Raw genomic sequence first — 23,939 nt, forward strand, 5'->3', positions numbered from 1 at the left:
TAGCTTTGATTTTTTAACCTGGTTGTCATCCAGGTGACTCGATCTCATCACTAAAAGTGACTTGACCCGCACATCTGTCAACAATATTCAGTTTTCAGGGTTCCAACCTCGTCGCTCATCGGCGACTTGATTATAATATCATGGGATTATATTTTTGTCAACAGGATTTCTAAAAAAAGTGAAAAGGGATTGGCAGGATATACTCTGCCAATCCCTTCCATCGGCCGCTGACCATTGACAGCTGACCGCTGACAATCCAGTTACTTTTTCTCCACCTGGAATTTGAAGTTGTCGATTACAGGCCGGTGGTCTGCACCGCCTTCTTTCACATCTTCCGTCAGGAGAGCCTGGACGATAATGGCCATTTCCAGCCGTTTCTTCTGGATCTTGCACCCATAAGCATAGGGCTTTTCAATGGTCCCGTTGACCAGATCCGCATTGGCATGGCAGCCGCCGCTGCAGAAGAACCGGGCCCAGCAGGTCCGGCAGTCTTCCTTCTTCATCACATGCATGTGACGGAAGTACTGGACCATATCCTTCTTCACGATGCCTGTATCCAGGGTACCCATTTTGTATTTTTCCCGTCCCACGAACTGGTGGCAGGGGTAAATGTCCCCTTCCGGAGTAATGGCAAAATATTCATGACCGGCCCCGCAGCCTGCCAGCCGTTTGGCCACACAGGGCCCGTTGTCCAGAGCCACGTTGAAATGGAAGAAGTCAAAAGGCACTCCTGCCCGCTTCTTTTCCAGATAGGCCCGGGCCAGTTTTTCGTATTCTTTGTCCAGGGTAGACCAGTCTTCTTCTGTCAGCACCCAGGGTTCCGTGGTGCCCACTACCGGTTCCATGGAAATCTCAGATCCCACATCCAGCATAGCCAGCACGTCATCGCAGAAATGGGTGTTGTAATGGGTATAGGTCCCCCGCAGATAGTAGTTCTTCCCATGGCGGGATTCGATGACTTTTTTGAAGCCCTTCACCGCCGCATCATAGGACCCCACATGGCCGGGATAAGGCCGCATGTGATCATGGGTCTTTTTGCTGCCGTCCAGGGACAGGACCAGCATCACCCGGTTGTCGTTGAGATACTTGACGATCTCATCGGTAAGCAGGGTGCCGTTGGTGGTCAGGGTCAGTTTGATGTTCTTCCCGGTTTCCTGTTCCCGCTGGCGCACATAGTCCACAATGTATTTCACCACAGGCATGTTCATCAGAGGTTCCCCGCCGAACAGGTCCAGTTCCAGGTTGTGCCGCTGTTTGCTGCCGGCAATGGCAAATTCAATGGCCTTCCGGGCCACTTCCTTGCTCATGAGAGCCCGGTGGCCCCCAAAGTCTCCGGTGTCTGCAAAGCAGTAGCCGCAGCGCAGGTTGCAGTCGTGGGCCACATGGAGGCACAGAGATTTCAGCACCGGTTCATCAGAAAAGGTATCCGGCACCGGGAAATCCGGAGAAAACAGCAGACCGGCCTTCTGCAGGTCCTGGAGTTCCTCCAGGGCTTCGGCCACGTCTTCCGCCGGGTATTTGCCGGCAAAATGGGCTTTGGTTTCTTCCGGATTGGTGCCGTCGTAAAAGCCCAGCAGGTCATAAATCATGGCGTCGATGATATGCACGGCGCCGCTGTTCACGTCAAGGACCACATAATTGTCGTCCAGATGCATTCTATGGATCAGCAAGTTTCTATCCGCCCTTCTTATATTGCTTGTTTGGTACAAGAAAATAGCTCCCTGCGCATGCAGGGAGCTTCCGCGCATAATGGAATTATGCTTTTTCGCAAACCTGGTTGCCTACCGTGCAGGAAGTTTTGCAGGCAGACTGGCAGGATGCCGGGCATTCGCCGCAGCCGCCGGTTCTCAGGGTTTTCTTCAGCATTTCTTTATTCACAGTCTTGATTCTCTTTGCCATCATCGATTCCTCCCTATCTTCATGTTTATAATTCATTGTATCTGTTTTTCTGAAAGAACGCAAGTCTTTCAACCGTTTCTATCTTTCTTACAGATGGAATTTCGCCTTCAGTTCATAATACTTGTGGATGATCCAGTCTGTATTCACCCCTGTCTGATCAATATAGCTCTGGATCTGAGCCCGTTTCAAATCATATTGGAAGCATCCCAGGTTCTCCGGTTTGTTCTGGAACACGTTCACCCGGTGCAGCCGCATCAGATCGGTCTTGTCCGTATTCACCCCCACACGGCCGTCCACCCCGGCAATGTACCCGGCTTTTTTCACCTGGGCTGCAATGGCATCGCTGGCGGACCCGTTGGGATAAGAGAAGGTGAGTCCTTCCGGGGGATTGTAGATGCCCCGCATGTGTTCCATGGAGCTGGTCAGTTCATAGTCGATCTGTTCCGGTGTCATGGACTGGAGAGGCTTGTGGTTGAAGGTATGGGACCCCAGGGCCCACCCGTATTTCAGCAGTTCATGTTCCTGGTGCCAGTCCAGATATCCGGGCCAGCCTTCATACTTCACGGCCATGTACATGTTCCCCACAAAGCCGTATTTTTTCAGGATAGGGGCAGCGTAAGTCAGGTTGTCCAGATACCCGTCATCAAAGATCAGCACACATTCCTTGTGGAACTTCCGTCCTTCCTTCCGGCCCTTCACGTATTCCGCCAGGGTCATGGTCTTCCAGCCCTGTTCCTTCAGATATTTCATCTGTTCGTCAAACTGTTCCGGAGGCATGGTATACGGGTCGTCATGGCCCGGTTCCACCCGGTGGTAGGCAAAAATCGGCACGGTCTCTTCACAGAACCGGGGAAAATCCTGCTTCACATAAACATATCCCCCGTATCCCAGGCCGCACAAAGCCGCTACAATGGCCAAAAAAATAATCAGTTTCTTCATTGCTCCCCATCCTTCAATTTCTCTGCAATCTGTTCCAATTTCTTCAACCGGTGATTGAATCCGGATTTGCCCACATTGTCTTCCGTCAGGGCCGCCAGTTCCCCCACGGACAGATCCTGGTGATCCTTCCGGAGACGGGCCGCCTCCTGGAGAGGTTCCGGCAGGGTGCTCAGCCCCACCGTTTCTTCAATGACCCGGATGGCGTTCAGCTGCCGCACCGCCGCCTGGACCACCTTGTTCAGGTTGGCAGTTTCGCAGTTCACCTGCCGGTTCACCTTGTTCCGCATATCCTTCAGGACCCGGACATTTTCAAATTCCAGGTAGGAATTGCTGGCCCCGATCAGGGATAGGAACCCGGCAATGGCATTGCCTTCCTTCAGATACACGATGTAGGAATTCTTCCGGTCCACGATCCGGGCAGGCAGGCTGAAGCCCTTCATGATTTTCTGGATGAACTGGCCCATTTCCAGGCTGTCACAGATCAGTTCCAGATGATAGTCGCTGATGGGCTTGTTCACCGATCCCCCGGCCAGGAATACCCCCCGAAGGAAGGCCCGCTTCTCTCCTTCCTTTTTCAGCAGGGCGCTGCCTGCCTCTTCCAGAGGGGACAGGAGATGGAGCCGGCTGAGAGCCGTCCTTGCTTCATCAGAAGGGATCACATGGACCTGATACCGGTTGTTTTTCTTCAGCCGTCGGCTCCGGGTAACGATCACTTCCGTCTGGACCGGAAAATTGTTTTTCAGCAGCCGGAGCACCCGCCGGGCCAGGGCGGCGTTTTCCGTGGTGAAGTGGATGCCCACCTTCCGGCCGCTGAGGGAAACTGCCCCGCTGATCCGCAGCAGCCCGAACAGCTCCGCTTGTTCACAGTCGTGGTTTTCTCCTTCTGACCGTGCAATTTCGTTTTTCACATCATGGGAAAAAGACATGGTCAGTTCTCCTTTTTGGCATTTTTCCGCAGTTCCTGCATGGTCTGCCGGGCAAAGAAGTAGTCGAAAAACCGGATTCCCTTGCCGAACAGCTTCAGCCGGTAGATCAGGGCGATGATGGTCTTGGCCAGCTTCAGAGGATTGTGCCGGACCAGGTCGCTGTCATTCAGCAGCTTGGCAGGCACACAGTCGATGCCCAGCTTTTCGATTTTCTCCACATCGGGAGACACCGGCATGGCCCCTTCTTTTTCGTACTTGGCCAAAATCTCCGGAGAGGCCTTCTGCTCGTTGACCACAACATAATCCAGGCACTGGCAGCCCATGTGCCTGATCAGGGCCTGGACATGCTCATAGGCCCCGTAGCCGTCGGTTTCCCCAGGCTGGGTCATCACATTGCACACGTAGATTTTCACGGCCTTGGACCGGATCACCGCATCCCGGATCCCGGGGACGATAAGGCTGGCCAGGACGCTGGTGTACAGACTGCCGGGCCCCAGGATGATGGCATCCGCCTTCATGATGGCATCCACCGCCCGCTGGGAGGCCCGGGGATTTTCCGGTTCCGTCATCAGCCGGACGATTTTGTGGGGAGAAGCGGTAATGGAGCTTTCCCCCACCACGGTACTGCCGTCGTCCATCTTTGCCTTCAGCTGGATGTTGTCCGTGGTGTTGGGCCATACATGGCCCCGCACTTTCAGGATCTCACAGGTAGCGGCAATGCCTTTTTCCATGTCCCCGCCTTCCACATCGCTCATGGCGGCGATGAACAGGTTCCCCAGATTGTGGCCGCTGAGGGCGCTGCTTTTGAACCGGTACTGCATGACTTTTTCCATCAGCGGTTCCGTATCAGACAACGCCACCAGGCAGTTCCGCATATCACCGGGAGGCAGGATCCCCAGTTCCTTCCGCAGCCGGCCGGATGATCCCCCGTCGTCGGCCGTGGTCACTACCGCCGTACAGTTGTTGGTGATCAGTTTGATACCCCGGAGCAGCACGGACAGCCCGGTGCCCCCGCCGATGACCACCACGCTGGGGCCCTTGTCCAGCTTCTGCTGGGTAAAAATCAGTTCCCGGAGGGATTCCTTTTCCCCCGGCATCACTGCATTGATGATGGTCTTCACCACATGGGTGGCCCCCAGAAGCATAAAGAGGATGCCCAGGCCTACATTGAAAGCCCCCAGGGCCGTAATGGTGGACTGGTAGTATTCGCCTCCCACAGAATTGATGAACTTCAGTACCAAGGCTTCCAACAGCCCCACGAACTGATAGTTGAAGATTAAAGTGACTCCCACACAGGCCAGCACCGCGCCCAGCGCAAAAAGGAACAGCCAGCGCTTCAGGTTCAGCCCCGGGTACAACCACTTAATCCATTTCATACGCATTCACCTATTTCTTTATTAAATCCCGATGGATGACCTGCACCCCATAGCCGCATTTTTCAATGAACCGGCCCAGAGCGTTGGCTATGAACACACTCCGGTGCCGACCCCCTGTGCAGCCCACGCCGATCATCAGCTGGCTCTTCCCTTCCTGGACATACTGGGGCAGCAGGAACTGGATCAGCCCGAACAGCTTCTCCTCAAAATCCCCGGTCACCGGTTTTTCCTGGATGTAATCCATCACCGGCTGGTCGTTGCCGCAGAGATTCTTCAGCTCCGGAATATAGAAGGGATTGGGCAGGAACCGCACATCAAAGACCATGTCGCAGTCCAGAGGAATGCCGTATTTGAATCCGAAGGACTGGACCACGATGTTCATGGGGGGCAGTTCCCCTCCCTTGCCGAAAAGCTGGACGATTTTACTGCGCAGTTCCTTGGTGCTGGTCTTGGACGTATCGATGATGGTAGTGGCCCGCTGGCGGATCTGGCTGAGGATATCCCGTTCCCGGGCAATGTCCGCACTCAGTCCGTTGCGCCCTGCCAGAGGATGGCGCCGGCGGGTTTCCTTGTACCGCCGGATCAGGGTGGCATCATCCGCATCCAGGAAGACCAGTTCATAAGGCACGCTGCTCTGGTTCAGCTGGTCCAGGACCTGGTTCAGATCCTTGAAGAATTTCCCTCCCCGGATATCCACCACCAGTGCCAGCTGGGCCCCTCCGTTCTTGTTCTGGAGGCACAGTTCAATGAATTTGGGAATAAAAGTAGGGGGAAGATTGTCCACGCAAAAATAGCCCAGATCTTCCAGGGTCCGCATTACCTGCGTCTTCCCCGCACCGGACATCCCGGTTATCAGCAACGTTCTCGCCATTTCCATCCACACCCCCTGCAAAGTTTTCAATGTTTTTATTATACAATGGAAAAAAAGTCCGTGTAAAGTCTTCCCCGGTTCTTTATACCGGTACCTCCACCTGTTCAGTCATCACCGTCCGAAGGATCCGGGCCACCCCGTTCCGGGTATTGGGCGACGTCACCACCCGGGCCGCCTGGCGCACCGGATCGCTGGCGTTCCCCATGGCCACTCCCAGGCCGGCGTGGGTGATCATGTCCAGATCATTGTCCGAATCCCCCACACAGAGGATTTCCTCTCCTTTGATCCCTTCCCGGGCTGCCAGAGCCTGGAGGGCATGCCATTTGTTGGTAGCGGGAGCAGTGACTTCCAGGAATCCTTTGGAAGAGCTGACGATTTTGATCTTCCCGGCATATTTCTCTTCCAGTTCCGGCCGCAGGGTCTTCACCTGGTCAGAAAGCACCAGCAGTTTGTGGGGAGCCTGGGACAGGTGATGGATTTCTTCCGTTTTCACTTCATAGGGCACCCGGGAAAAATGGGAATAGAACCGGGCTTCCTCACAGTCCCGAGGCACCCACAGATGGTCATCCACATAGGCCTGGATATAGATTCCCCGGCCCAGGCAGTCGTCCAGAAGAGGCTGGGCCACTTCCAGAGGCAGGGGCCAGGCTCCCAGGGTCTCTCCAGTCCGGGGATCCCGGATCAGAGCCCCGTTGTAGACCACCAGAGGACGGGTAATGCCCAGTTCCCGGGCATAGGGCAGGGCCGACCGGTACATCCGTCCCGTGGCCAGGGTCACGAAATAGCCGGCAGCTACCGCGTCTTTTACCGCCGCCGCATCTTCCGGGGCAATGTTCTTTTCTTCATCCAGCAGAGTGCCATCCAGATCCATGGCAATCATTTTCAGGGACATGGGTTTCCTCCTTCTCGTTTTCCCAACAAAAAAAGGCTGCCGCTGGAATGCGACAGCCTTTCTGGCTTTTTAGGCTTCTTCGGAGAACTGGTCTTTGCCTACGCCGCAGATGGGGCAGACCCAATCTTCCGGCAGGTCTTCGAATTTGGTGCCGGGAGCAATGTTGTGTTCCGGATCACCGGCAGCTTCATCATATACATAACCGCAAACGTCACAAACGTATTTTTTCATTGTTCGTATCCCCCTCAGGATTATTTGTTTTCTTCGCCCTCGATTATACCAAAGGTTCTTTCCTGTGGCAATAGGTTTTAAAGAAATTTTTAAGAAAAATTATTGGCTAATAATTTATTCTTGTTTTTCTTTTTCCAGATTCTCCCGTCCCTGTTCCAGCAGGGCCGTTTTTTCCAGCAGGCTGCCCTGGAGAAAAGCATGGACCCGTTCCGCCACCGGCCGGGTCATGGAATCCACTGCCGCCAGATCTTCCACAGAAGCCTGGCGCATAGCATCCAGGGAACCGAACCGTTTCCACAGAGCGGCCCGTCGTTTGGGCCCCAGCCCTTCCAGATGGTCCAGGACGGACACCAGGTTCCGTTTCCCCAGCCGTTTCCGGTGGTAGGTGATGGCGAACCGGTGGGCCTCATCCCGGATGTGCTGGATCAGGTGGAGGGCCGGAGACATTTTGTCCAGCAGGATACTGGTGTGGGCCCCCTCTTTGAAGATTTCTTCTTCCCGCTTGGCCAAACCGATGACGGGCACCTCCTCCGGGGTGATTCCAAGGCCCCGGATCACGGCACAGGCGGAACTCAGCTGTCCCTTGCCCCCATCGATGATGATCAGGCTGGGCAGATCTTCCAGGTCCCTGTACCGCCGGTACACCACTTCTTCCATGGATTTGAAGTCGTCCGGCTTCCCTTCTGTGGACCGGAGCTTGTACCTCCGGTAATCCTTCTTGCTGGGGGCACCGTTCCGGAACACCACCATGGAAGCTACCGTCTCCCGGCCCTGGTTGTGGGAAATATCGAAACAGTCCATCCGTTCCAGGGGCTTCTCCAGTCCCAGGGCCTTCTGGAGCTGTTCCGCCGCATCCAGGTCCGTCCCTCCAAAGGCATGGCCCCGGCGGAGCCGCTCTTCCAGGTTCTTCCGGGCATTGTTCACCGCCATGAGCACCAGGTCGTGCTTCAGTCCCCGCTGGGGCACCAGCAGGTTCACCGTTTTTTCGCACAGACCGCTGAGCCATTGGGACAGCAGGGTCCGGTCACTGTCTGCCAGATCTTCGCTCACCAGGATTTCCCGGGGCGGCCGGTGGTTTTCATGGTAGTACTGCTTCAGGAAATCTGCCAGCACTTCTCCTCCCGGCTCCCCGATTTCCTGGTCCAGGAAGAAGCTGTCACGGCCCAGGATCTTGCCGCTGCGGATGAAGAACACCTGGACACAGACCCCGCTGTCATCCATGGCCAGCCCCACCACATCCCGGTCCCCGCTTTCCGTAGTGGCTTTCTGTTTTTCCGCCAGCTTCCGGAGGCTCAGCAGGGAATCCCGGTACCGGGCCGCCGCCTCAAATTCCAGATTGTCCGAAGCCTGCTGCATTTTTGCGGTCAGATCTTTTTCCAGCTGGGACACCTTCCCGTCCAGCAGCAGCAGCACTGCATCCACCATCTGCTTGTATTCGCTGACAGGCACCTTCCCGGTACAAGGAGCCAGGCATCGGTGGAGATGGTATTGGAGACAGGGCCGTTTGGCATTCAGGTTCCGGCAGTGCCGGAGGGGAAACATGGTCCGGATCAGCTTCATGGTGTCCCGGAGAGCTCCCGCATCTGCAAAGGGACCATAGTACCGGGCCCCGTCCTTCTGCACCCGGCGCGTGAGCACCATACGGGGATAGGCCTCCCCTACGGTGATCTTCAGATAGGGATAGGTCTTGTCATCCTTCAGGTCGATGTTGTACCGGGGCCGGTACTTTTTGATCAGGTTGCATTCCAGGATCAGGGCTTCCATCTCGCTGGCGGTGACAATGGTCTCGATGGAGGCCACATGGGCGTTGATGGCCCGGACCTTGGGGGACACCTGGCTGGCCGGGCGGAAGTAGCTGCGCACCCGGTTCTTCAGGATCACCGCCTTACCCACATAGATCACCTTTCCGGAGGCGTCGTGCATGATGTAGACTCCTGGGGCGTTGGGGAGCACCGCCAGGGTCTCTTTGATGGCATCGTTCATTCCAGGACCTTCTTTACATACTGGCCGGTGTAGGATTCTGGCACTTCCGCCACCTGTTCCGGAGTCCCGGTGGCAATCACCGTACCGCCCCGGTCGCCCCCTTCCGGCCCCAGGTCGATAAGCCAGTCAGCACTTTTGATCACATCCAGGTTGTGTTCGATGACCACTACGGTGCTCCCGGCATCCACCAGCCGCTGGAGCACTTCCAGCAGCTTGTGCACATCCGCCATGTGGAGCCCGGTGGTGGGTTCATCCAAAATATACAGGGTCCGGCCGGTGTTCACCTTGGCCAGTTCCGTGGCCAGTTTCACCCGCTGGGCTTCCCCGCCGGAGAGAGTGGTGGCCGCCTGGCCCAGCCGGATGTAGCCCAGGCCCACGTCTTCCAGCACCTGGAGTTTCCGGAGGATCCGCTGCTGGTTGCTGAAGTACTGGCAGGCCTCGCTGACGGTCATGTCCAGGACTTCCGCAATGTTCTTCCCCTTGTACCGGACTTCCAAGGTATCCCGGTTGTACCGGGTGCCTTTGCACACTTCGCAGGGCACGTACACATCGGGCAGGAAGTTCATCTCGATTTTCAGCATCCCGTCCCCGTGGCAGGCTTCACACCGCCCCCCCTTCACGTTGAAGCTGAACCGGCCCGGCTTGTAGCCCCGGAGCTTGGCGTCGTTGGTGGTGCTGAACAGGGTCCGGATCAGGTCGAAGGTGCCGGTGTAGGTGGCCGGGTTGGACCGGGGAGTCCGGCCAATGGGGCTCTGGTCGATGTTGATCACCTTGTCGATATGCTGGATCCCGGTGATCCGTTCGTGGGCCAGAGGCCGTTCCCGGGCCCCCATCAGCTTCTTGGCCAGGGCCTTGTACAGGATATCGTTGATCAGGGTACTTTTGCCGCTGCCGCTGACCCCGGTAACCACTGTCAGCGTTCCCAGGGGAATGGACACATCGATGTTCTTCAGGTTGTTGGCCCGGGCTCCCTTGATGGTCAGCGTCTTCCCGCTGCCCTTCCGGCGCTGGGCCGGCACAGGGATTTTCTTCCGGCCGCTGAGGTACTGGCCGGTGACCGATTCCGGCACCTGGCTGATTTCTTCTGCCGTGCCCTGGGCCACCACATAGCCTCCGTTTTCCCCGGCCCCGGGCCCGATATCGATGATCTGGTCTGCCGCCCGCATGGTGTCTTCGTCATGTTCCACCACAATCAGGGTGTTCCCCATGTCCCGAAGGTTCTTCAGGGTTTCCAGCAGTTTGTCATTGTCCCGCTGGTGGAGGCCGATGCTGGGTTCATCCAGGATGTACAGCACCCCCACCAGTCCGGAGCCGATCTGGGTGGCCAGACGGATCCGCTGGGCTTCTCCCCCGGACAGGGTAGCCGCCGCCCGGTCCAAGGTCAGGTAATCCAGCCCCACATTGTTCAGGAAGCTGAGCCGGGCCCGGATTTCCTTCAGGATCTGTTTGGCGATAAAGGCATCCCGGTCCGAAAGCTGGAGATGGTTGAAGAAATCCAGACATTCCCGTACCGGCAGCTGGCACACCTGCTGGATGTTCTTCCCATCCACAGTGATCCCCAGGACTTCCGGACGGAGCCGGGCCCCGTGGCAGGTGGAACATTCGATGGCGGTCATGAAGGATTCGTAATCCAGCCGCTGGCTTTCGCTCATGGCGTCCTTCAGCCGCCGTTTCAGCACCGGAATGATCCCTTCAAAAGGGGTATTGTGTTCGTTGATTTCCCCCATGAGATTCTGATAGGAGAAGGTGAAGATTTCGTCCGGGATCCCTTCCAACAGCTGCTGCTGGAATTTTTTCGGCAGATCCTTCCAGCAGTTCTGGAGGGAGAAGCCCCGGCTTTTCAATACGGCTGCCAATTGACACAGGAAATAGGACTTCACATTGGAGCTTACTGCCGCAATGGCCCCCTGGTCAAAAGGTTTCGTCTTGTCCGGGATGATCAGATCCGGGTCGAATTCCATGTGCTGGCCCAGGCCCATACAATCCGGGCAGGCCCCGTAGGGGGCATTGAAGGAAAACAGCCGGGGTTCGATTTCCGGCAGGCTGATGCCGCATTCCGCACAGGCGAACTTTTCGCTGTACACATGGGTCTCTCCCCCGATTTCTTCGATGGCCACGGTGCCTTCCCCCAGCTTCAGGGCTGTCTCCAGGGAATCGGTGAGCCGGCTCCCCAGGCTGGGACGGGCCACCAGCCGGTCCACCACTACGGAAATATAATGTTTTTTCTTTTTGTCCAGCTGGATTTCCTCATCCAGGGTATAGATGTGGTCATCCACCTTCACCCGCACATAGCCGGCCCGGCGGACGGTTTCCAGGATGTTTTTGTGTTCCCCTTTCCATCCCCACACCACCGGGGCCAGGATCATGAACTTGGTCCCTTCCGGCAGTTCCAGCACCTTGTCAGCGATCTGCTGGGGGGACTGCCGTTCGATCACCTTCCCGCATTTGGGACAGTGGGGGATCCCGATCCGGGCAAACAGCAGCCGGAGATAGTCGTAGATCTCCGTCACCGTCCCCACGGTGGACCGGGGGTTCCGGCTGGTGGTCTTCTGGTCGATGGAAATGGCCGGGGACAGCCCTCCGATATAGTCCACATCCGGTTTGTCCATCTGTCCCAGGAACTGCCGGGCGTAGGCGGACAGGCTTTCCACATACCGGCGCTGGCCTTCCGCATAGATGGTGTCAAAGGCCAGGGAGGATTTTCCGCTTCCGGACAGTCCGGTGATCACCACCAGCTTGTTCCGGGGAATCCTCAGGGAGATATTTTTCAGGTTGTGCTGCCGCGCACCCTGGATCACAATGACGTCTTCATTCATGAGCTTTTCTTTGCTCTCCTTTCAGCAGGATCAGCTGGTCCCGGTATTCCGCAGCCAGTTCAAAGTCCAGCTGTTTGGCCGCTTCCTTCATTTTCTTTTCCATGGCCCGGATCTGTTTGTCCAGTTCCCGAGGCTTCAGTTTCTTCACGGTTTTGGCCGTATATCCCTTGGCGGCGGTATCGTCCTCTTCCACCTTGGTGAGTTTGATCAGTTCCACCACTTTCTTCTGGATGGTCTTGGGCACGATGCCGTGGGCCTTGTTGAAGGCCTCCTGTTTTTCCCGTCGCCGGGCGGTTTCGCTGATGGCCCGCTCCATGGATCCGGTAATGGTGTCCGCGTACATGATCACCCGGCCGTGGGCATTCCGGGCCGCCCGGCCGATGGTCTGGATCATGGCGGTGTCGCTGCGGAGGAATCCTTCCTTGTCCGCATCCAGGATGGCCACCAGGCTCACTTCCGGCATGTCCAGCCCTTCCCGGAGCAGGTTGATGCCCACCAGCACGTCGAACTTCCCGGCCCGCAGGTCATGGATGATTTCCGCCCGTTCGATGGTGGCAATGTCCGAATGGAGGTACCGGACCCGGACCCCGGCGGTAGTAAGATATTCCGTCAGGTCTTCCGCCATCTTTTTGGTCAGAGTGGTTACCAGCACCCGTTCCTTCTGGCCGGTGACCTTGTGGATTTCCCCCAGCAGGTCGTCGATCTGTCCCTTGATGGGCCGCACTTCGATCTGGGGGTCCAGAAGCCCGGTGGGCCGGATGATCTGTTCCACCACCTGGTCGGTGGTTTCCATTTCGTAAGGCCCGGGAGTGGCAGATACATAGATGATCTGCCCCCGCTGGGCCTGGAATTCGTCAAAGGTGAGAGGCCGGTTGTCAATGGCGGAAGGCAGCCGGAACCCGTACTTCACCAGCTGTTCCTTCCGGGCCCGGTCCCCGGCGTACATGGCCCGGAGCTGGGGCAGGGTCACATGGCTTTCGTCGATTACCGTAAGGAAATCCTTGGGGAAGTAGTTCACCAGGGTAAAAGGCGGTTCCCCGGGCTTCCGTCCCGTAAGGTGCCGGGAATAGTTTTCAATGCCGCTGCAGTACCCCAGCTCCTGCATCATCTCCAGGTCGTAATTGGTCCGCTGTTCCAGCCGCTGGGCTTCCAGGAGCTTGTTTTCCCCCTTCAGCACCTTCAGCCGTTCATTCAGTTCCCGGCGGATGTCTTTCCGGGCCCGTTCCAGGTTTTCATCGCTGGTTACATAATGGCTGGCCGGGAAGATGGCCACATGAGTCCGTTTGTCCACCACCTGGCCGGTGAGCACGTCGATTTCCTCCAGACTGTCCACTTCGTCCCCGAACAGTTCGATCCGGATGGCTTTTTCTCCGTAACTGGCCGGGACCACTTCGATCACATCTCCCCGGACCCGGAACTTGCCCCGCTCCAGAGACAGGTCATTCCGTTCGTAGCGGATCTTCACCAGTTTCTCCAGGATGGCATCCCGTTCCACCGTCTGGCCCACCCGCAGGGACAGGACACTGTCGTAGTAGTCCTTGGGGCCGCCCAGACCGTAGATGCAGGACACCGACGCCACTACGATCACGTCCCGCCGTTCCATCAGGGCGGAAGTGGCCGAGTGCCGCAGCTTGTCGATTTCATCGTTCATGGAAGAATCTTTTTCAATATAGGTATCCGTGGCCGGGATATAGGCTTCCGGCTGGTAGTAATCATAATAGGACACAAAGTATTCCACCGCATTGTTGGGGAAGAATTCCTTGAATTCGCTGCACAGCTGGGCCGCCAGGGTCTTGTTGTGGGCGATCACCAGGGTGGGTTTCTGGACCTTCTGGATCACCTGGGCAATGGTGTAGGTTTTCCCGGTACCGGTGGCCCCCAGCAGCACCTGGGTATGGAGCCCGTCCTCCACCCCTCTGGCCAGGGCCTCTATGGCTTCCGGCTGGTCTCCCGCCGGAGCAAAAGGAGCATGGATTTCAAATGGCATAATGGTTTCTCCTTGTTCTTTCAGTATCTCTATCATTATATCATACGGAAAAAGTACTGACTGGTGAGTCTAAAGTCTTTCTTTTAGCCATACAGATAGTGTATAATAAAATGATTCTGTAAGAAGGAGGAAACCATGCATTTATCGTTCAAATCGGTACTGGCTGGCGCCCTGCTGATGTTTTCCCTGGCACCGGGCGCAGAAGCCTCACCCAAGATTCTGTACGTTCCCCTGGACAACCGGCCTGTGTGTCTGGAATATACCGTGGACACCGCCAAGGCGGCCGGCTATCCCCTGACCACCCCTCCGGAAAAGGACCTGTCCGACCATCGGGGTTCCGGGGACAATGAAGCCCTGTGGAACTGGCTGGAAAAGGAAGCCCCTCATGCAGAAGCAGCGGTACTGGCTACGGACAGCCTGAACTATGGGGGCCTGGTGGCTTCCCGAAAACACCACCATCTGGAAAAATACCTGAAGGAAAAAGTCCAGCGGCTGGAAAAGCTGAAAAAGGACAACCCGGGGCTGAAGATCTATGCCTTCAGCACCATTATGCGGACGCCCCAGCAGAGCATCGGGAAAGTGGAACCTGGGTACTACCAGGAATACGGCCCCAAGATCTTTCGTTATTCCCAGCTCCAGGACAAGGAGGACCAGGACGGATCCCTAAGCTATCCGGAGATCCAGGAACGGCAGACCCTGCTGGCCCAGATTCCCGATTCCGTCATGAAGGACTGGCGGACCCGGCGGCTGATGAATTTCCAGACCAACAAACGGCTGATCCGGCTGTGCCAGAACGGCACCTTCCATTATTTTGCCCTGGGCAAGGATGACGATGCGCCCCTGTCCCAGACCCATATGGAAGCCCGGCACCTGAAATTTGTGGGCGACGGGGTTACGGAAAACCGGTTCCAGATCCTGCCCGGGGTGGACCAGGTGGGGCTTTTGCTGGTGACCCGGGCCATCAATGAGATCCGGGGGGAAAAGCCCAGGGTCTATCCCCTGTTTGCACCCGGAGCCGGCGGCGATACCGTGCCCCTGTATTCCGATGAACGGGCGGAAGATTCTGTCCGGAACCAGATCCTGGCCAGCGGGGCAGTGGAAACCAGCCACCTGAAGAAGGCGGATCTGGTGCTGGCAGTGAACACTCCGGAAGACGGGGTCTGCCTGGATTCCACCGCCAATGACAACGCCCCCTACGCCAGCCGGGCCAACCGGGCCTTCGCTGCAGAACTGGCGGACCTGGAGACCCAGAAGCCCGTGGCTCTGGCGGATATTTCCTATGCCAACGGGGCGGACAACGGGTTCATGCTGGCCATGACCGATGCCAAAGCCCTGCTGGGGCTCACCGCCTATTCCGGCTGGAACACGGCGGACAACAGCATCGGCTATGCTCTGAGCCAGGGGATCCTGGGCAAACGGATCAAACCGGCGGAACGGGAACGGCTGCTGAAGACCCGGCTCCTGGACGACTGGATCTACCAGGCCAATGTCCGGTACCGGATCAGCCTGGGCATCGACCAGCACGATTTCAAGCTGAAGTACGATCTGGGGAAATACTACAACCGGATCCTCAGCGGTACCAACCGGCTGTTCCGCCAGTACGTGGAAGACGAACCCACCCTGAAGGGCACCCATTATACGGTGGAATTCCCCTGGAACCGGATGTTCGAGGTGGATGTGAGAGTGAAGTGAGGCCAGGCTGCAGCCTGGCTGGTCACTAGTCTCCAGTCTCTAGTCTCTAGCCACTGGAAGCCGGCTTGCCGCCGGCTTTGAACAAATTTTAACTATGTATTTACAGGAGGATTTATTTATGGCCAAGAACAGCTCTTTCGACATTGTTTCCCAGATTGACATGCAGGAACTGGACAACGCTTTGAACCAGACCCGGAAAGAAATCGAACAGCGGTATGACTTCCGGGGCTCCAACGCCACCATCGAGCTCTCTGACGGAGACCTGAAACTGGCAGCGGAAGACGAATACAAACTGGGTGCCATCCTGGACATCCTGCGTCAGCGGATGGCCAAACGGGGCCTGTCTCTCCGCAGCCTGGACCCGGGCAAAGTGGAACCTGCCGCCAAAGGCACCGTCCGGCAGACCGTAAAGCTGAAACAGGGCATCGACAAGGAAACCGCCAAAAAGGTCATCGCTGCCATCAAAGCCGCCAAGATCAAGGTGACCACCCAGCAGCAGGACGACCAGATCCGGGTGTCCGGCCCGAAAAAAGACGATCTCCAAGCCGTGATCCAGCTGGTCAAAGGACAGGATTTCGGAATCGATATGCAGTTTATCAATATGAGATAAGAAAAGGGGATGTTGCACGTTCCGTGCAACACCCCCTTAGCTGTAGAGCCGCATAGCGGCTCAAGTCTGGAGTCTGAAGTCTGGAGCCCAATGTTAAATTTGCAAGCAAATTTTTTTGAATGTGTAAAACCTTTGGACGAAATGCCCTATCAGGTTGATTTCGATTCTGGTTTTACAGAATCAAAAGGATCCGCCCAGCCAGGCGGATCCTGTCCTGAGGCTTCCGACTCCAGACTCCCGACTAAGGTGCTGTTGCGCATGCAACAGCACCTTTTTTATTCCTTCCCCCTCTTCCTCCTCTCCATGGGATGGATCAGCTGCCAGCGGAAGCGGACAGCGAAGAACCGGAGGGCGATCACCATGAAGGCGCCCAGCCAGGGGGCCAGGTCCTGGCTTTCGTAATGCCAGCACAGGCACATGACCAGGCTGCCGGCCAGGGAGGCGGTGGCGTACACATCGGTGTTCAGCACACTGGGCACCCGCTGGGCCATCAGATCCCGGAGCACCCCGCCTCCCACCGCTGTCAGGAGCCCCAGCATAATGGGATACACAAAGGTGTGGGGCTTGCCCTGGGACAGGCCGGTGAGGGTCCCGGTCACCGTAAAGGAAGCCAGTCCCACCGTATCCGCCGCAATATAGAAAAAAGTCACGATCTGCCGTTTCCGTCCCGCGATCCGGTAGGAGGCAAAGAGCCAGGACATGGCCAGAGCCGTAAGCACCGCCAGCAGCAGGTTTCCCGGGTTCTCCAGAGCCATGGGAGGGGTATAGCCTGCCAGCACATCCCGGATCATCCCGCCTCCCACGGCGGTAAGCACCGCCAGCACCGTGATTCCGAACACATCCATGTTCTTCACCATGCCCACAATGGCACCGGAAGCCGCAAAAGAAACAGTCCCGGCGATTTCAAACAGATTCCACAGCTGCAGCATACATCCTCCCTTTATCCCAACACTCTCAGCAGTTCTTCTCCGCTGGTCTCTCCAGCCAGTACCTTGTCCCGGCCGTCTTCCCGGAGGGAACGGAAGCCCCCTTTCCGGGCCTCCTGTTCCAGCCGTTCTTCACTCCATCCTTCCAGGATCCCCCGGCGCAGCCCGCCGTCCATCACCAGCACCTCCTGGAGAGGCAGCCGGCCGGCATAGCCCGTATGGCGGCAGTGGGGGCATCCCTGGGCCCGGTACAGGGTCCGTGGCTCTTCCAGCCCCAGATACTTCCATTCCCAGTCCCTTTCCGTTACAGTATACGCCTTTTTGCACTCCCTGCACAGTCTCCGGACCAACAGCTGTCCGGCCACGCCCTGGAGAGCAGAAGCCACCAGATAGGGCTCCACTCCCATGTCCAGGATCCGGTTCACCGCCCCTGCCGCCCGGTTGGTGTGTAGGGTACTCAGCACCCGGTGTCCGGTAAGAGCCGCCTGGATGGCCATGGCCGCCGTTTCTCCGTCCCGGATCTCCCCGATCAGGATGCAGTCCGGGTCCTGGCGGAGGATGCTCCGGAGGCACCGGGCAAAAGTCAGCCCGATTTTAGGCCGCACTGCCACCTGCCGGATCCCCGGAAGCTGATATTCCACCGGGTCCTCTACGGTAATGATGTTCTGGTGCTCCCGGTCCAGGGCCGCCAGAGCCCCATACAGGGTGGTGGATTTGCCGCTGCCTGTGGGCCCGGTGACCAGGAACAGTCCGTGGGGCTGCCGGAGACACTGGGACAGCCGCTGCCGGTTGGCATCACTGAACCCCAGCCGGGACAGATCCAGGGGCAGAGCCTCCTGGTCCAGCAGCCGGAGCACCAGGTTTTCTCCGAACAGGGTGGGCAGGGAGGACACCCTCACGTCCACCGGCCGGTCCCGCCACCGGATCTGGAACCGTCCGTCCTGGGGCAGCCGTTTTTCTCCAATGTCCAGCCCGGACAGGATTTTGAACCGGGAAAGCAGCGGATCCTGGAGGTTCCGTTCCACCTGGCAAAGGGGCTGGAGCACTCCGTCCACCCGGCAGCGGATCGTCATCCGGTCTTTTTCCGGTTCCAGATGGATGTCGCTGGCTCCCCGTTCCAGGGCCTTTTCCAGCACCTGCCGGGCCAGACGGACAGCCGGCGATGCCGTATCCTCTCTTCCTCCTTCCAGAGGATTGTTCCACCGGTTTCCACCGGAAACACTGCCATAGGGATGCCCAAACATGGCTCTTCTCCTTTCTGACTGACCGTTCACTATCTCTTTTCCTCCGTTCATGACCCGGGGGGTAGGAAAATTTCCTGAAATTTCCTATAATGGAACCTGAATCCATTTTATGAAGGAGGTTCCCATGTTTTCCTTACCGTTTTCTTTTTCTTCGCTCCCCGCTCTGCCCTCCCGGCTGGGACTGGGCCTGATGCTGGCAGCCGCCGGCACCGGTTCCGCCCTGTATCTGTTCCCTTCTCCCTCTCTGCCGGATCTTCCGCCCCTGCCTGCTCTTTCAGAAGAAGAAACGGCGGAACCGTTGAAAAAGCCGGTCCGTCCCAAGCCTCTGCCCCGGCGGGACCCCTTTCGGCCTCTGGATCATCCGGTCGGGACCCTTGCCTCCGGGAAAAAAGTTCCAGCCGTCCCGGTCCCCTCCGGAATCCCGGCGGCTCCGGCTGCTTCCCAGCCGGCCCCTTCCCTCCAGGTCTGCCGTCTCCTGGGGATCCTGGAAATGAACGGCACCCGGAAAGCTCTGGCGGCCCTGCCGGAAGGACACCGTCTCCTGGGCAAAGGAGATGAACTTCCTGGCCTGGGTTCCATCACCCAGGTCCTGCCCTCTGCCCTGGAATGCGGGGCCCGTCAGATCCGGATCGGGGAGGTATGGCCATGAAAAGACTTTCTGTCATTTGTTTCTGTATTTTCTGCTTTTTTACACCAGTCAAATGGGTTCTGGCCGCTTCTCTGGAAGATCCCATTTCCCTTTCCGTGGAAAATGCCCCCACCGGTGCCGTGCTCCAGAGCATTGCCCAGCTGTCCGGCCGGAGCCTGATCCTGGACGAGCCGGCCTCCGGCACCCTGTCCCTGGAACTCCATGAGATGCCCTTGTCCCAGGCGCTGGAAGCCGTCACCCGCAGCCAGGGGCTCTGCTGGAACCTGGAAGGAGATACCCTGTGGGTGGCCCGGCCGGAACGGATGGACGCCCTGGACGGCCGTCTGTCGGTGCATCCGCTGGAATACATCTCCGCCCGGGAAACCGCCGAATCCCTGAAGCCCCTGTTTTCCGCTCCCCTAGCCTGGTCCAAAGGAGCCAACGCCATTTTGTTCCACGGATCCCCGGGAGAGGAAAACCGGCTGAAGGAGGCCCTGAAGGCCCTGGACCGGCCCACCCGGCAAATCACCCTGGAAGCCCGGATCCTGTCCCTGGGGGAAACCGCCTCCCGGGAACTGGGGCTCCAGTGGGACTGGAGTCCTCTGCCGGCCGGCAAAGACCAGGGAGAAGAAAACATGGCCGGCCGGATCCACCTGGGCCACGGGTACGGAGCCAATTTCCAGGCCCGGCTCAGTGCCCTGTGCCAGGAAGGAAAAGCCAAGGTGCTGGCCACCCCCCGGATCATCACCCTGCCCGGCCGGGAAGCCAGTATCTTCATCGGGGACCATATCCCGGTGGTGACGGAAAAGGTCACCAACAGCACCACCACCAGCACTACGGAATATGTGGATGCGGGGATCCGGCTTTCCTACACTCCATACCTGAGCCAGGACGGACTGATCACCGCCAAAGTCCACACGGAAGTGAGCACTCCCACCCTGATCGCGGAACTGAAGAACTACCGGATCACCAGCCGGACGGCGGATACCCATGTACGGCTCCGGGAAAAGGAAACCCTGGTGATCGGCGGTCTGATCAGCGAACAGGAACAGCACCGGCTGGAGGCCATTCCCCTGCTGTCCAAACTGCCCCTTCTGGGAGAACTGTTCAAGTTCCGGAGCCAGAGCCGGAACCGGACGGAGGTATGCATGATCCTGACCCCCTATCTCAGCGATCCCGATGTGCTGCCTCCGGAAGGATCCCTCCCTGCCGGACCCGTTCCAGGAACTGGTGGAGGATCCGGCCGGTAATGCCCCAGATGATCCGCTTCTTCCAAGGATAGAAGAACACTTCATAGCCGCCCCGGATGTTCCAGCCGTCCTGGAAGCCATAGGCCCACTGAGATGGAAATCCCGGTTCCTGCCGGCTGGCCAGGGACAATTTCCCCACCACCGGATGGATGGCCAACAGGTCCTTCAACGGGACTGAAAACACTTCCCCCACTTCCTGCTTGTCCAGCTGGAGAGAGACCTGGCTGGGCAGGATCCCGGCAAAGGGATAGATCATGGGACCGGAATAGCCGTAGAAATAGTCCAAAGGCCCCAGTACCTGGATTTTGTCTTCCGGGATGCCCAGTTCTTCCCGGGTCTCCCGGAGGGCAGTGGCGCAGAAGCTGGGATCCGAGTCCTCCCGATGGCCTCCGGGAAAGCAGATGTCTCCCGGCTGCCAGCTCATGTTGGCAGCCCGGACCTCAAAAAGGATTTCCCACCCATGTTTGGTCCAGCGCAAAGGCAGCAGCACGGCGCTTTCCCAAAGCCGGAGGGTTTTATCCACCCGCTGCCGCTGGTCCGGCCAAAGCCCGGCCAGTTTCTGCCGCTGTTCCATTTCCTGACTCATACCCGTTTCTCCCTTCGTTTTTGTATCGAACATAACAGAATTGTACAATATTTTTAGGAAATGGTAAAGGGGCTGTTGTTTTCGCAACAGCCCCTTTCTTTTATTCCAAATGCTCCATGATCCGGTTGATCAGTTCTTTTCTTGTGGTATGACTGGTAGAACTGTAGGTCATGATCTGCTCGTCCCCCAGGCCGAAGGTCTTCTGGTACAGGGCCTTCTGGCTGGCCACGGCGCCCTTGCTCAGCTTGTCGCTTTTGGTCAGGATCACCATAATAGGCAGTCCCAGACTCAGCAGCCACTGGTAGCAGTCGATGTCGCTTTCCATGGGCGCATGGCGGATGTCCATAAGCACACAGACCAGCTTCAGGTACTGGGAATTCTCCATGTACTTGCAGATAAAGGCGGACCACTGCTCCTTGTTCCCTTTGCTGGTCCGGGCAAATCCATACCCCGGCAGATCTACTGCATAGTAGGTGTGCCGGTCCACTTTTTCCTCCTGCTGGCGCTTGGCCTGGAAGGAATAGAAGTTGATGGTCTGGGTCTTGCCGGGAGAGCTGCTGACCCTGGCCAGGCCCTTCCGCCGGGCCAGGGAATTCAGCAGGGAAGATTTTCCCACATTGCTCCGTCCGATGAACGCCACCTCGTCAATGGTATCCTGGGGATACTGGGTGGCCTTTACCGCCGAAGCCACATAGGAAGCACCGATGATGTCCCACTCTTTTCCTGCCATGTTATGCCTCCAGGGCCAGTTTGGTCACCTGGTCCATACTGTCCACAGGGATAAAGGTCATGTCATTCCGGACTTTTTCCGGGATTTCCTCCAGATCCTGCTGGTTCTGCCGGGGAATCAGCACCGTCTTCACCCGATACCGGTGAGCTGCCAGGACCTTTTCCTTCAGGCCGCCGATGGGCAGCACATGGCCGGTGATGGTGATTTCCCCGGTCATGGCCAGGTCCGCCTTCACCTTCCGTTTGGTCAGGGCACTTTCCATGGCCGTGGCCATGGTAATCCCCGCAGAAGGACCATCTTTGGGAATGGCCCCTTCCGGCACATGGATGTGGATATCCACTTTCTCATTGAAATCCGGATCCAGCCCCAGTTCCTTGGCCCGGGAACGGATGTAGGTAAAGGCCGCCTGGGCGCTTTCCTTCATCACATCTCCCAATTGCCCGGTGAGGACCAGTTTGCCCTTGCCTTCGCAGACCACCACTTCGATCTTCAGCAGTTCGCCGCCTACACTGGTCCAGGCCAGACCGGTGCAGACCCCTACTTCGGACCGGGCCCGCATATCGCTTTCCAGGAAAATGGCTGGTCCCAGGTAGTCCTTCAGATGGGCGGGCGTGACGCTGACCCTGGACAGGCCGTCTTCCACGATTTTCCGGGCTGCCTTCCGGCAGACAGTGGCAATCTTCCGTTCCAGGTTCCGGACCCCGGCTTCCCGGGTGTAGTCCCGGATGATGTGCTGGATGGAAGCAGCCCCCAGGCTCAGCTGTTTGCCGGTCAGGCCGTTGGCCTTCCGTTCCTTGGGCAGCAGGTGGAGCTGGGCGATCTTCAGCTTTTCCTCATCGGTGTAGCTGGACAGCTCGATGACTTCCAAACGGTCCAAAAGTGCCGGCGGGATGGTTTCCACCGTATTGGCGGTCACGATCCAGAACACATTGCTCATGTCATAGGGGAATTCGATGTAATGGTCGCTGAAATGGCTGTTCTGTTCCGGATCCAGCACTTCCAGCAGGGCGGAAGCCGGGTCACCCCGGAAATCTGCCCCCATTTTATCCACTTCGTCCAACAGGAACACCGGGTTGTCGGTGCCGCAGTCGATCATCCCGTTGATGAGCCGGCCGGGCATGGCCCCGATATAGGTCCGCCGGTGGCCCCGGATTTCCGCTTCATCCCGGATGCCCCCCAGGCTGATCCGGGTGAACTTCCGGTTCACAGCCCGGGCAATGCTCTGGGCCAGACTGGTCTTCCCAACACCAGGAGGCCCAACCAGACAGATGATGGGTCCCCGGTTGCTGTGGGTCAAAGCCCGCACTGCCAGGTAATCCAGGATCCGTTCCTTCACCTTTTTCAGGCCGTAGTGGTCCTTGTCCAGCACCGCAGCCGCCTTCTTCAGGTCGTAGTTGTCCTGGGTCATCTTCCCCCAGGGCAGGCTCAGCACCGTGTCCAGATAGTTCCGGATCACTGCGCTTTCCGCCATCATGGGAGGCATCTTGTACAGCCGGTCCAGCTCCTTGTCCAGCTTTTCCTTCACATCGTCAGGAAGCTTCACCTGCTGCATCTTTTCCTGGTATTCCTTGACTTCGGAGCCTTTTTCGCCTCCTTCGTCCAGTTCTTTATTGATGGCCTTCAGCTGTTCCCGCAGGTAGTATTCCCGCTGGTTCTGCTCGATCTGCTTCCGGACCTGCTGGGAAATGTCCTTTTCCAGGTTGACGATTTCCAGTTCCTTGCACAGATACCCATAGAGCAGGTGCAGCCGTTCCTTCACATCCACCGCTTCCAGGAGTTTTTCCTTTTCCTCCACATCGATGGTCAGGTACCCGGCGATCATATCGGCGATTTTCCCGGGATCCGGCTGATCCTTAAAGGTGAGCAGCACTTCCGTGTTCACTTTCTTGCTGGCCAGCACCCACTGTTCGAAGGTTTCCACCAGCATCCGCTTCAGGGCTTCCACTTCGTTGGAGTGGTCATTGATGTCTTCCCGTTCCGCCACATAGGCTTCCAGGTTCATCCCTACCGCGTCCACCACGGAGATCACTTCCACCCGGGTAAGGCCTTCCACCAGGATCCGCATGGCCCCGTTGGGCAGCTTCAGCAGCTGTTTGATTTCCGCGATTACCCCAAAATTGTACAGGCTCTTGGCAGTAGGATCATTTTCTTCCGCAGACCGCTGGGTCACCAGCAGGATTCGCTTTCCCATATTCATGGCGCTTTCCACCGCCCGGATGGAACGGTCCCGTCCCACATCCAGATTGATGATCATCCCGGGGAACACCAGGATCCCCCGGAGCGGCAGCAGCGGCAGTCTCATAGTATTGGCATCCAACATCTTGTTTCACCGTCCTTTTGTTGAATAGAGAAA

20 protein-coding genes are annotated in these 23,939 nt (G+C 57.6%); 4 read left to right on the forward strand and 16 right to left on the reverse strand.

Annotation, left to right across the window (positions count from 1 at the left end; translation table 11 throughout):
- Positions 1-260 precede the first annotated feature (260 nt).
- The 11 genes from scfB to uvrB form a co-directional block, all read right to left on the reverse strand.
- Complete coding sequence (gene scfB, locus ACTQY1_RS10210; protein WP_154487776.1) at positions 261-1,670, reverse strand: thioether cross-link-forming SCIFF peptide maturase; 1,410 nt, start codon at positions 1,668-1,670, stop codon at positions 261-263.
- A gap of 85 nt (positions 1,671-1,755) precedes the next feature.
- Complete coding sequence (scfA, locus tag ACTQY1_RS10215) at positions 1,756-1,899, reverse strand: six-cysteine ranthipeptide SCIFF (protein ID WP_071142269.1); 144 nt, start codon at positions 1,897-1,899, stop codon at positions 1,756-1,758.
- Positions 1,900-1,986: 87 nt separating this feature from the next.
- Positions 1,987-2,838, reverse strand: a complete 852-nt coding sequence (locus ACTQY1_RS10220; RefSeq protein WP_154487775.1) for a polysaccharide deacetylase family protein — start codon at positions 2,836-2,838, stop codon at positions 1,987-1,989.
- A complete protein-coding gene (gene whiA / locus ACTQY1_RS10225) occupies positions 2,835-3,764 on the reverse strand; it encodes a DNA-binding protein WhiA (RefSeq protein ID WP_022488116.1) in 930 nt (309 codons plus the stop codon). Before whiA ends, ACTQY1_RS10220 begins: the two co-directional genes overlap by 4 nt.
- 2 nt (positions 3,765-3,766) lie before the next feature.
- A complete protein-coding gene (locus ACTQY1_RS10230) occupies positions 3,767-5,140 on the reverse strand; it encodes a gluconeogenesis factor YvcK family protein (protein ID WP_022488117.1) in 1,374 nt (457 codons plus the stop codon).
- Between the two features lie 10 nt (positions 5,141-5,150).
- Entirely contained in the window at positions 5,151-6,017 is an 867-nt protein-coding gene (gene rapZ / locus ACTQY1_RS10235; protein ID WP_022488118.1) for an RNase adapter RapZ, read from the reverse strand.
- Positions 6,018-6,093: 76 nt separating this feature from the next.
- Positions 6,094-6,903 carry a Cof-type HAD-IIB family hydrolase gene (locus ACTQY1_RS10240; protein WP_022488119.1) on the reverse strand — a complete coding sequence of 270 codons (810 nt, stop codon included), beginning with the start codon at positions 6,901-6,903 and terminating at the stop codon, positions 6,094-6,096.
- Between the two features lie 69 nt (positions 6,904-6,972).
- Positions 6,973-7,134, reverse strand: coding sequence for a rubredoxin (rd, locus tag ACTQY1_RS10245; protein WP_012937911.1), 162 nt, complete (start codon positions 7,132-7,134; stop codon positions 6,973-6,975).
- Positions 7,135-7,248: 114 nt separating this feature from the next.
- On the reverse strand, positions 7,249-9,117 hold the full coding sequence (gene uvrC / locus ACTQY1_RS10250) for an excinuclease ABC subunit UvrC (RefSeq protein ID WP_302157257.1): 1,869 nt from the start codon (positions 9,115-9,117) through the stop codon (positions 7,249-7,251).
- Positions 9,114-11,933: an excinuclease ABC subunit UvrA gene (uvrA, locus tag ACTQY1_RS10255; RefSeq protein WP_441374168.1), complete on the reverse strand. Its 2,820-nt coding sequence runs from the start codon at positions 11,931-11,933 to the stop codon at positions 9,114-9,116. Before uvrA ends, uvrC begins: the two co-directional genes overlap by 4 nt.
- Positions 11,926-13,920, reverse strand: coding sequence for an excinuclease ABC subunit UvrB (gene uvrB / locus ACTQY1_RS10260; RefSeq protein ID WP_302157261.1), 1,995 nt, complete (start codon positions 13,918-13,920; stop codon positions 11,926-11,928). The genes uvrA and uvrB overlap by 8 nt, the downstream gene beginning before the upstream one ends.
- 135 nt (positions 13,921-14,055) lie before the next feature.
- On the opposite strand from uvrB, the gene ACTQY1_RS10265 reads away from it, so the two are divergent.
- Together ACTQY1_RS10265 and ACTQY1_RS10270 are read left to right on the forward strand one after the other, a co-directional pair.
- On the forward strand, positions 14,056-15,612 hold the full coding sequence (locus tag ACTQY1_RS10265; RefSeq protein ID WP_022488123.1) for a DUF4127 family protein: 1,557 nt from the start codon (positions 14,056-14,058) through the stop codon (positions 15,610-15,612).
- 118 nt (positions 15,613-15,730) lie between these two features.
- On the forward strand, positions 15,731-16,222 hold the full coding sequence (locus ACTQY1_RS10270) for a YajQ family cyclic di-GMP-binding protein (RefSeq protein WP_022488124.1): 492 nt from the start codon (positions 15,731-15,733) through the stop codon (positions 16,220-16,222).
- A gap of 275 nt (positions 16,223-16,497) precedes the next feature.
- Here the strand turns inward: ACTQY1_RS10270 and ACTQY1_RS10275 are convergent, their stop codons facing one another.
- Together ACTQY1_RS10275 and ACTQY1_RS10280 are read right to left on the reverse strand one after the other, a co-directional pair.
- Positions 16,498-17,151 (reverse strand): trimeric intracellular cation channel family protein, encoded by a 654-nt coding sequence (locus tag ACTQY1_RS10275; RefSeq protein WP_022488125.1) that lies wholly within the window; start codon positions 17,149-17,151, stop codon positions 16,498-16,500.
- A gap of 11 nt (positions 17,152-17,162) precedes the next feature.
- Positions 17,163-18,392: a GspE/PulE family protein gene (locus tag ACTQY1_RS10280; RefSeq protein ID WP_288311499.1), complete on the reverse strand. Its 1,230-nt coding sequence runs from the start codon at positions 18,390-18,392 to the stop codon at positions 17,163-17,165.
- A 124-nt stretch (positions 18,393-18,516) separates the two neighbouring features.
- Here ACTQY1_RS10280 and ACTQY1_RS10285 point away from each other — a divergent pair, with 124 nt between their 5' ends.
- The gene (locus ACTQY1_RS10285) at positions 18,517-19,041 is read left to right on the forward strand and encodes a hypothetical protein (RefSeq protein WP_022488127.1); all 525 of its coding nucleotides are present in this window, start codon (positions 18,517-18,519) and stop codon (positions 19,039-19,041) included.
- Positions 19,038-20,270: a type II secretion system protein GspD gene (locus ACTQY1_RS10290; protein WP_288311495.1), complete on the forward strand. Its 1,233-nt coding sequence runs from the start codon at positions 19,038-19,040 to the stop codon at positions 20,268-20,270. The genes ACTQY1_RS10285 and ACTQY1_RS10290 overlap by 4 nt, the downstream gene beginning before the upstream one ends.
- Here ACTQY1_RS10290 and ACTQY1_RS10295 read toward each other — a convergent pair.
- The 3 genes from ACTQY1_RS10295 to lon all read right to left on the reverse strand — a co-directional run bounded on the left by ACTQY1_RS10295 (position 20,188) and on the right by lon (position 23,906).
- Entirely contained in the window at positions 20,188-20,856 is a 669-nt protein-coding gene (locus ACTQY1_RS10295; RefSeq protein ID WP_279127666.1) for an NUDIX hydrolase, read from the reverse strand. The two genes, ACTQY1_RS10290 and ACTQY1_RS10295, sit on opposite strands and share 83 nt — an antisense overlap.
- A 100-nt stretch (positions 20,857-20,956) precedes the next feature.
- On the reverse strand, positions 20,957-21,586 hold the full coding sequence (gene yihA / locus ACTQY1_RS10300; RefSeq protein ID WP_022488130.1) for a ribosome biogenesis GTP-binding protein YihA/YsxC: 630 nt from the start codon (positions 21,584-21,586) through the stop codon (positions 20,957-20,959).
- Between the two features lies 1 nt (position 21,587).
- The gene (lon, locus tag ACTQY1_RS10305; protein ID WP_353844382.1) at positions 21,588-23,906 is read right to left on the reverse strand and encodes an endopeptidase La; all 2,319 of its coding nucleotides are present in this window, start codon (positions 23,904-23,906) and stop codon (positions 21,588-21,590) included.
- Positions 23,907-23,939 lie beyond the last annotated feature (33 nt).

Source organism: Acidaminococcus sp. HCP3S3_G9_1 (assembly GCF_052122455.1).
Lineage (GTDB): Bacteria > Bacillota > Negativicutes > Acidaminococcales > Acidaminococcaceae > Acidaminococcus.

What these genes read in the sequence shown, in the direction of transcription:
- ACTQY1_RS10275 (WP_022488125.1), bottom strand. Translation starts at nt 17,151, where the DNA reads ATGCTGCAGCTGTGGAATCTGTTTGAAATCGCCGGGACTGTTTCTTTT.
- lon (WP_353844382.1), bottom strand. Translation starts at nt 23,906, where the DNA reads ATGTTGGATGCCAATACTATGAGACTGCCGCTGCTGCCGCTCCGGGGG.
- rapZ (WP_022488118.1), bottom strand. Translation starts at nt 6,017, where the DNA reads ATGGAAATGGCGAGAACGTTGCTGATAACCGGGATGTCCGGTGCGGGG.
- ACTQY1_RS10265 (WP_022488123.1), top strand. Translation starts at nt 14,056, where the DNA reads ATGCATTTATCGTTCAAATCGGTACTGGCTGGCGCCCTGCTGATGTTT.
- scfA (WP_071142269.1), bottom strand. Translation starts at nt 1,899, where the DNA reads ATGGCAAAGAGAATCAAGACTGTGAATAAAGAAATGCTGAAGAAAACC.
- ACTQY1_RS10230 (WP_022488117.1), bottom strand. Translation starts at nt 5,140, where the DNA reads ATGAAATGGATTAAGTGGTTGTACCCGGGGCTGAACCTGAAGCGCTGG.
- yihA (WP_022488130.1), bottom strand. Translation starts at nt 21,586, where the DNA reads ATGGCAGGAAAAGAGTGGGACATCATCGGTGCTTCCTATGTGGCTTCG.
- ACTQY1_RS10220 (WP_154487775.1), bottom strand. Translation starts at nt 2,838, where the DNA reads ATGAAGAAACTGATTATTTTTTTGGCCATTGTAGCGGCTTTGTGCGGC.
- ACTQY1_RS10295 (WP_279127666.1), bottom strand. Translation starts at nt 20,856, where the DNA reads ATGAGTCAGGAAATGGAACAGCGGCAGAAACTGGCCGGGCTTTGGCCG.
- whiA (WP_022488116.1), bottom strand. Translation starts at nt 3,764, where the DNA reads ATGTCTTTTTCCCATGATGTGAAAAACGAAATTGCACGGTCAGAAGGA.
- ACTQY1_RS10285 (WP_022488127.1), top strand. Translation starts at nt 18,517, where the DNA reads ATGTTTTCCTTACCGTTTTCTTTTTCTTCGCTCCCCGCTCTGCCCTCC.
- ACTQY1_RS10290 (WP_288311495.1), top strand. Translation starts at nt 19,038, where the DNA reads ATGAAAAGACTTTCTGTCATTTGTTTCTGTATTTTCTGCTTTTTTACA.
- ACTQY1_RS10280 (WP_288311499.1), bottom strand. Translation starts at nt 18,392, where the DNA reads ATGTTTGGGCATCCCTATGGCAGTGTTTCCGGTGGAAACCGGTGGAAC.
- rd (WP_012937911.1), bottom strand. Translation starts at nt 7,134, where the DNA reads ATGAAAAAATACGTTTGTGACGTTTGCGGTTATGTATATGATGAAGCT.
- ACTQY1_RS10240 (WP_022488119.1), bottom strand. Translation starts at nt 6,903, where the DNA reads ATGTCCCTGAAAATGATTGCCATGGATCTGGATGGCACTCTGCTGGAT.
- uvrC (WP_302157257.1), bottom strand. Translation starts at nt 9,117, where the DNA reads ATGAACGATGCCATCAAAGAGACCCTGGCGGTGCTCCCCAACGCCCCA.
- uvrA (WP_441374168.1), bottom strand. Translation starts at nt 11,933, where the DNA reads ATGAATGAAGACGTCATTGTGATCCAGGGTGCGCGGCAGCACAACCTG.
- uvrB (WP_302157261.1), bottom strand. Translation starts at nt 13,920, where the DNA reads ATGCCATTTGAAATCCATGCTCCTTTTGCTCCGGCGGGAGACCAGCCG.
- ACTQY1_RS10270 (WP_022488124.1), top strand. Translation starts at nt 15,731, where the DNA reads ATGGCCAAGAACAGCTCTTTCGACATTGTTTCCCAGATTGACATGCAG.